This is a genomic window from Arthrobacter sulfonylureivorans, assembly GCF_047607445.1.
Classification (GTDB): Bacteria; Actinomycetota; Actinomycetes; order Actinomycetales; family Micrococcaceae; genus Crystallibacter; species Crystallibacter sulfonylureivorans_A.
Window position 1 is genome coordinate 121,986 of sequence record NZ_JBLKRT010000006.1, and the last position, 7,377, is coordinate 129,362.

The following is a 7,377-nucleotide window of genomic DNA, read 5'->3' on the forward strand; positions in this document are numbered from 1 at the left end:
CGCAACCCCACCATCATGAAACGAGGTGGTTCCGACGGAAACATTCGGAATGAACCCCGGCCGCGGTCCCGTGAAGGAACCGACGGCTGCAGAAAAAGAGCAAGCACGGCACGTTCCGCTTAAGCGGATTGTGGCCCTCTTCCGTCCCTACCGGGGACAGCTGGCCTTGGTCACGGCCATCATCGTTGCTTCCTCGGCCGCCGCCATGGCCTCGCCGTTCCTGCTGCGCGCCGTCATCGACACGGCCCTGCCCCAGCAGCAACTGCCACTGCTGGCCCTGCTGACCGCAGGCATGATGGCCGTCGCGGCCGTCACCGCCTTGTTCGGCGTGCTGCAGACCTGGATTGCCACCAAAGTGGGCCAGCACGTGATGCACAGCCTGCGCACGGATGTCTTCTCCCACTTGCAGCGCCAGTCTGTTGGCTTCTTCACCCGGACACGCAGCGGGGAGATCCAATCCCGCATCACCCAAGACATCGGTGGCATGCAGTCCGTCGTCACGTCGACCGCCACCGGCATCGCGACCAACCTGACCACCGTCGTCGCCACCGCCGTCGCCATGGCGGCACTGTCCTGGCAACTGTCGCTGATCTCGCTGCTGGTGATGCCGCCGGCAGTGGTGCTGACCCGCAGGGTGGCCAAGGTTCGGCGGGCCCTAACCGCCCGCCGCCAGCGGGAACTGGCAGACATGAATGTGACCATCGAAGAGTCGCTCTCGGTCAGCGGCATCCAACTGAGCAAGACCCTGGGCACCGGGGACGACCTCGCAGCCCGGTTCTCGGCGTCATCCGACCGGTTGACCGATCTGGAACTTCGATCGGAATTAGCCGGACGCTGGCGCATGGCCACCATGAGCATCATCTTCGCCGCGGTACCGGCCGTCATCTACTTCGCCGCCGGCCTGCCCGGGGCGGCAGGGAACATCAGCATCGGCACCGTGGTGGCCTTCAGCGCGCTGCAAGGCGGGTTGTTCCGCCCGCTGCTGGGACTGCTGAACGTCACGATCACCGTCACCAGTTCGCTGGCGCTCTTTGCTCGGATTTTCGAGTATCTGGACCTGCCGGTGGAGATCACCGAACCGGCCTCGCCGGCCGCGGTTGAGCCTTCACAAGTGGCCGGACACGTCCGCTTCGAGGACGTCAGCTTCAGCTACCCGGACAGCGAAACACCGGCCCTCCGGCAGGTGAACCTGGCCGTCCCTGCCGGTTCCGCCTTGGCCCTGGTGGGACCGACCGGTTCGGGAAAGAGCAGCCTGGCCGCCTTGGTGGCCCGCCTGCATGACCCGACGGCGGGGCGCATCACCATCGACGGCGTGGACCTGAAGTCCATGCGGTTGGCCGATCTGGCGCGCATCGTGGGAGTGGTCAGCCAGGACACCTACCTGCTGCACACGACGGTGCGTGAAAACCTGCGCTACGCCAAGCCGGATGCCAGTGATGCCGACATCGAGCAGGCGGCCCGGGACGCCCAGATCCACGACCATATCGTGGCATTGCCGGACGCTTATGACACCATCGTCGGTTCACGCGGGCACCGGTTCTCCGGTGGCGAAAAGCAACGCATTGCCATTGCCCGCACGCTGTTGCGCAACCCGCCGGTGCTGGTGCTGGACGAAGCGACCAGCGCGTTGGACACGCAGACCGAGCACGCCGTGCAGCAGGCGTTCGACCGGCTGGCTGCCGGCCGGACCACCATCACCATCGCCCACCGGCTCTCAACCGTGCGCAACGCGGACCAAATCGCTGTCCTTGAGGCGGGACGCATTGTGGAGCGTGGCACGCACGAAACACTGCTCGACGCCGACGGCCGCTATGCGGCCTTGGCTGCCTAGCAAGCGGCGCCGCTAGTCGGTGAACACCGCGTCGATCACACCCTGCGCCCACTCCAGGATCTGTTGGTCGGCCAGGTCCTTGCCCCCGATCCTGGCGGTCTTGGGCTTGGGGATCAGGATGAAGTCCAGCGCGGGTTTCACCTGCGAGCCGGGGTACATCCGGGTGAGCCGCATCGCCTTGGATTCCGGCAGGGCCGCCGGCGCGAACTTGATGAAGTTGCCCTGCACCGCCACATCGGTCAGTCCGGCGGCACGGGCCCGGACCCGGAAACGTGCCACGGCGACGAGGTTCTGCACCGGCTCCGGCAGCTCGCCGTAGCGGTCGGTGAGTTCGGCAACCACTTCGGCGATGGCCTCGTCCGTGGCCGCCTGCGCCAGCTTCCGGTAGGCCTCCAAGCGCAGGCGCTCCCCCGGCACGTAGTCGTGCGGCAGGTGGGCGTTCACCGGCAGCTCGATTTTCATGTCGGCAACCTTTTGCTCGGTTTCGCCGCGGAAATCGGCCACGGCCTCGCCGACCAGCCGGATGTACAGATCGAACCCGACGCCGGCAATGTGCCCGGACTGTTCCCCGCCGAGCAGATTGCCTGCACCGCGGATTTCCAGGTCCTTCAGAGCCAGCTGCATGCCCGCGCCCAGTTCGTTGTGCGCCGCCACCGCCTTGAGCCGCTCCAGCGCCACTTCGCCAAGCGGTTTCTCGGCGTCGAACAGGAAGTAGGCGTAGGCCCGCTCCCGGCCGCGGCCCACCCGGCCGCGCAGCTGGTGCAGTTGGGAGAGGCCGTACCGGTCCGCGCGGTCGACAATCAGCGTGTTGGCGTTGGAGATGTCCAGCCCGGTTTCGATGATGGTGGTGCAGACCAGCACGTCGAACCGCTTTTCCCAGAAATCGACGATGATCTGTTCCAGCCGGGACTCGCTCATCTGCCCGTGCGCCACTTCCACCCGCGCTTCGGGGACCAGTTCCCGAATCCGTGCCGCCTGCCGCTCGATGGACGAGACGCGGTTGTGCACGAAAAAGACCTGTCCTTCGCGCATCAGCTCGCGCCGGATCGCCGCGGTCGTCTGCTTGTCCGTGTACGGGCCCACGTACGTCAGCACCGGATGCCGCTCCTCCGGCGGGGTGGCCAGAGTGGACGTCTCGCGGATGCCGGTCAGCGACATCTCCAAGGTCCGCGGGATCGGCGTCGCGGACATAGCCAGCACGTCCACGTTGGTACGCATCTTCTTCAGTGCTTCTTTGTGTTCGACGCCGAACCGCTGTTCCTCGTCCACGATGACCAGGCCCAGGTCCTTGAACTGGACCTCCTTGGAGAGCAGCCGGTGCGTCCCGATGACCACGTCGATGCTGCCGTTCTTGATCCCTTCCATGGTGTCCTTGGCTTCCTTGGACGTTTGGAAGCGGGACAGCGCCTTGACCCTGACCGGGAACCCGGAGAAGCGTTCGCTGAAGGTCTCGAAGTGCTGCTGGGACAGCAGCGTGGTGGGAACCAGCACCGCCGCCTGCTTGCCGTCCTGGACCGCCTTGAAGGCAGCGCGGACCGCAATCTCGGTCTTGCCGTAGCCCACATCGCCGGAGACCAGGCGGTCCATCGGAATTTCCCGCTCCATGTCCGCCTTGACCTCGTTGATGGTGGTCAGCTGGTCGGGGGTCTCGATGTACGGGAACGCTTCTTCCAGCTCCCGCTGCCAGGGCGTGTCCGGCCCGAAGGCGTGCCCGCGGGATGCCATCCGGGCCGAATACAGGCGGATCAGCTCGCCGGCAATCTCCTTGACCGCCTTGCGCGCCTGGCTCTTGGTCTTGGCCCAGTCTGAGCCGCCCATCTTGGACAGGACCGGAGTCTCGCCGCCCACATACCGGGTGACTTGATCCAACTGGTCGGTCGGCACGAACAGCCGGTCCCCCGGGGCACCCCGCTTGGACGGGGCGTACTCCAGGACCAGGTACTCGCGCATGGCCTTGGTGGGCCCGGCTCCGCTGGAGCGCTGCACCAGCTCGACGAACTTGCCCACGCCGTGCTGCTCGTGCACCACGAAGTCGCCTTCAGTCAGCTGCAGCGGATCCACCGCATTGCGCCGCCGCGACGGCATTTTCCGCATGTCCTTGGTGGAGCGTGCCGAGGCCCGGCCCAGCAGGTCTGCTTCGGTCAGCAGGCCGAGCTTCAGTCCGTCGAAGACGAACCCCTTGCCGGTGCTGGCCGTGGTGATTTCGATGATTCCCGGCTGCGGTTCGTTCTCCAGCGATTCCACCCGTGTGGCCGGTATTTGCGCGTCGTGGAAGAGTTCGGCCATGCGCGAGGCGGGGCCGGGACCTTCGGTGGCCACCACCACGCGCCACTGGTCGCGCACGCGGGAGCCAATGAACTCCATCATCTCGGCAACGTCGCCCTGATAGCCCCTGGGTTCCCGGGCCGCGATGGTCAGCGTGTCGATGTCCAGCACGGTTTCGTCGTCGGGGTTGAACGAGGTAATGGACCACCAGGACACCTCGTGCTCGCCAGCTGCCGTGCGCGTGTCGCCCAGCGAGCGGAAGCCTGCCTGCTCCAAGTCCCCCTGCAGCGCCAGGTCCAGCGGCGCATCGCCGCCTTCGGAGGCGGTGGCCCAGGCAGCGGCCAGGAATTCGTCGTTCGTGGTCTCCAGATCGTGTGCCCGGCTGCGTACCTTCTCCGGTTCAATGACAACCGCGATGGATCCGGGCGGCAGCTCGCCGACGAACGGCACCATGGCATCCACCAGCACCGGCGAGAGTGACTCCATGCCTTCGACCGCGACGCCCCCGGCGATCTTTTCCAGCATGTCCGCGGCCGCAGGCATCTGGTCCTTGAGCTTGGCCGCCCGGCTCATCACCGAGGGCGTGATCAGCAGCTCCCGGCAGGGCGGGGCGTACAGCCGGGTGGGGTGCTTGACGTGCTCGCCGGCCAAGGAGCGCTGGTCTGCCACAGCGAACCAGCGCATCGATTCGACTTCGTCGCCAAAGAACTCAATCCGGACCGGATGGTCGTCGGTGGGCGAGAAGACATCCAAAATCCCGCCGCGCACGGCAAACTCGCCGCGTCGGCTGACCATGTCCACCCGGGCGTAGGCCGCGTCGGACAACCGACGGACCACGTCGGTAAAGGCGACCTCGTCGCCGACCGCCAGTGCGACCGGCTGCAGCTCGCCCAGCCCCTGGACCAGCGGCTGAAGTACTGCGCGCACCGGCGCGATGACCACGCGCAGCGGCGCCGCACCGTCGTCGTGCTTTAGCCGGCGCAGCACCGAGAGCCGGCGCCCCACGGTGTCTGACCGCGGCGACAACCGCTCGTGCGGCAACGTCTCCCAGCTGGGAAATTCCTCGATGGATTCATCCGGCAGGTAGCTCCGCAGCGCCGCGGCCAGGTCTTCCGTCTCCCGCCCGGTTGCCGTGACCGCCAGCACCACCGGTGATCGACCAAGGCCGCCCGCGGCCGCGTGGAGATCCGTCTCCAGACCCTGCACCATCTCCGCCAGCAGCGCCGCGCGCAACCCGGGCGGTGCGCCGATCTGCAGATCCTCGCTGCGCTCTGCCACCGGCCGGGCCGACTGCAGCCGCACCTTGGCGAACGAATCGTCCTGGGCGAGGGCTGTGCGCAGTCCGTTCAGGCTCATTGTTTCCATCTTCTTCCGGTCGGGGCGCAACACGAATACCCTCCAGTTCGGCGGAACTGAGGGTCAGAAAACCAACTTTACCGCGCACAGTAGGATGGATGCTGGCCCAACTAGTTCCGAGAAATCCGGGAGTCCTTATGGCGCTCAGCGCTTCAACCACCCTGCCCTACCCCGCAGCCAAGGTCACCGAAACCTTTACCGACGAGGCGTTTCTGCGCCACATCAGCGAATTGGTCGGCGGCTCCCTGGAGTCGGTGCAGCGCGACGGCGACGTGTCCGGCGCCTTCACCCTGACCGTGGTCCGCAAGGTTCCCAGCGCGCGGCTGCCCGAGATCGCCAAGAAGATGCTGGGCGACTCGCTCACCGTCACCCAGACTGAACGCTGGCAGGCCCCTGCGGCCGATGGCTCGCGGACTGCCGACGTCACCATGAAGGTGGCCGGAGCGCCGGTGGACGTCAACGCGGTCCAGCAGCTGGTTGCCGATGGGGGTTCCACCCGCGTGGACCTGACCGGTGATGTGAAATCCTCCATCCCGTTCCTGGGTGGCAAGATTGCCGCCGCGGCCGAACCCATGCTGGGCAAGGCCCTGAACATCCAGGCGCAGCAGGCCGAGGCCTGGCTGTCCGGACGCTCCTAACCCGGGGCAGCAGCAGTGAGCATTCCAGCCGCCCTGGCCTGGGTTCTGATCCTCGCCGGCCTGTGGGCTTTGCTCGTCTGGGTGCCGCACCTCATCCGGGTGTCGAAAGACCCGCGGTCCAAGGACGAGAAGGGCGCAATGACCCGCTACTTCACCATGGAGTTCATGAAGGCAACCACCTCCATGATCTTGGGCATTGCCACGTTGGTGATCGGCGCCCGTGGACTCGCGGGGTAGGCAGCAGGACATAGCAAGGGCCGGGCAGCGAACTGCCCGGCCCTTGCTATGTTGAGGGTCAGTTCGCCGCCAAAAGGGCTTCCTCCAGCGCCACCCAGGCCAGCATGGCGCATTTGACCCGTGCCGGGTAGCGGGAGACGCCCGAGAGCGCGGCGGCGTCGCCCAGGATTTCTTCGTCAGCCTCGATGCTCCCCCGGGAACGCATCAGCTCGCGGAAGTTGTCCACCACTTTCAGCAGTTCCTCCCGGTCCATGCCCTGCGCCAGGTCGCTTAGCACGGACGCCGAGGCCATCGAGATGGAGCAGCCCTGGCCGTCCCAGCTAATCGCGGACAGGGTGGTGGCGGCGCCGTCGTTGTGCACGGCTGCCCGCAGCGTGATTTCATCCCCGCAGGTGGGATTGAGCATGTGCGATTCACCGGATTTGTCGCCCGCCGGCGGATCTGCCAGCGGCGACCCGTTCCGCTTTTTGGCATGTTCCAGAATGATCTGCTGATACAGCTGCTGCAGTTCGGCGCTCACGTCAGTTGGCTCCAAAGAACGGGCGGACCCCGGCGACGGCGTCCAGGAAAGCGTCGACGTCGTCCGTGGTGTTGTACAGGTAGGTGCTGGCCCGGGTGGTCGCCACCAGCCCGAGGCGCCGGTGCAGCGGCTGCGCGCAGTGATGGCCCACGCGCACGGCAATGCCCTTGTCATCCAGGAACTGCCCCACATCGTGGGCATGCACGCCGTCCACATCGAAGGCGGCCAGTCCAATCCGCTCGGCACCGGCGGCTGGCCCGAGCACCCGGACACCGTCAATGGCCTCCAAACCGGCGACCAGCCGCTGCCCCAGCTCGGCTTCCCACGCATGGATTCGGTCCATGCCCGTTTCGCGCAGATAGTCCACGGCTGCGGCCAGAGCCACCGCCTGCGAAATCCGCTGCGTCCCCGCTTCGAACCGCTGCGGAGAAGGCAGATAGTCGGCCTTTTCCATGGTCACGGTGGTGATCATGGAGCCGCCGGTCAGGAACGGCGGCATCGCGTTAAGCAGTTCCGCCTTCCCGTACAGC

The 7,377-nt window shown here is 66.5% G+C and carries 6 protein-coding genes; 3 read left to right on the forward strand and 3 right to left on the reverse strand.

The genetic code is table 11. The features are described from left to right. Positions 1–49 precede the first annotated feature (49 nt). A complete protein-coding gene (locus ACMX2H_RS04735; protein WP_414959225.1) occupies positions 50–1,831 on the forward strand; it encodes an ABC transporter ATP-binding protein in 1,782 nt (593 codons plus the stop codon). Positions 1,832–1,843: 12 nt separating this feature from the next. Here ACMX2H_RS04735 and mfd read toward each other — a convergent pair whose 3' ends face one another. Next, on the reverse strand, positions 1,844–5,452 hold the full coding sequence (gene mfd, locus ACMX2H_RS04740) for a transcription-repair coupling factor (protein ID WP_414959226.1): 3,609 nt from the start codon (positions 5,450–5,452) through the stop codon (positions 1,844–1,846). A gap of 137 nt (positions 5,453–5,589) precedes the next feature. Between mfd and ACMX2H_RS04745 the strand changes: the two genes are divergently transcribed. Both ACMX2H_RS04745 and ACMX2H_RS04750 read left to right on the forward strand, forming a co-directional pair. Continuing rightward, positions 5,590–6,090, forward strand: a complete 501-nt coding sequence (locus ACMX2H_RS04745; protein WP_136784261.1) for a DUF2505 domain-containing protein — start codon at positions 5,590–5,592, stop codon at positions 6,088–6,090. A gap of 15 nt (positions 6,091–6,105) precedes the next feature. Then, positions 6,106–6,327: an SCO4848 family membrane protein gene (locus ACMX2H_RS04750; RefSeq protein WP_414959228.1), complete on the forward strand. Its 222-nt coding sequence runs from the start codon at positions 6,106–6,108 to the stop codon at positions 6,325–6,327. Between the two features lie 58 nt (positions 6,328–6,385). On the opposite strand, the gene sufU is transcribed toward ACMX2H_RS04750, so the two are convergent. Both sufU and ACMX2H_RS04760 read right to left on the reverse strand, forming a co-directional pair. Then, positions 6,386–6,847, reverse strand: a complete 462-nt coding sequence (gene sufU / locus ACMX2H_RS04755) for a Fe-S cluster assembly sulfur transfer protein SufU (RefSeq protein ID WP_414959229.1) — start codon at positions 6,845–6,847, stop codon at positions 6,386–6,388. Position 6,848: 1 nt separating this feature from the next. Further along, the coding region (locus tag ACMX2H_RS04760; protein ID WP_414959231.1) for an aminotransferase class V-fold PLP-dependent enzyme at positions 6,849–7,377 on the reverse strand (529 nt) is incomplete at its 5' end.

Coding starts and splice junctions, on each gene's coding strand:
- mfd (WP_414959226.1), bottom strand. CDS start 5,452: ATGAGCCTGAACGGACTGCGCACAGCCCTCGCCCAGGACGATTCGTTC.
- ACMX2H_RS04735 (WP_414959225.1), top strand. CDS start 50: ATGAACCCCGGCCGCGGTCCCGTGAAGGAACCGACGGCTGCAGAAAAA.
- ACMX2H_RS04745 (WP_136784261.1), top strand. CDS start 5,590: ATGGCGCTCAGCGCTTCAACCACCCTGCCCTACCCCGCAGCCAAGGTC.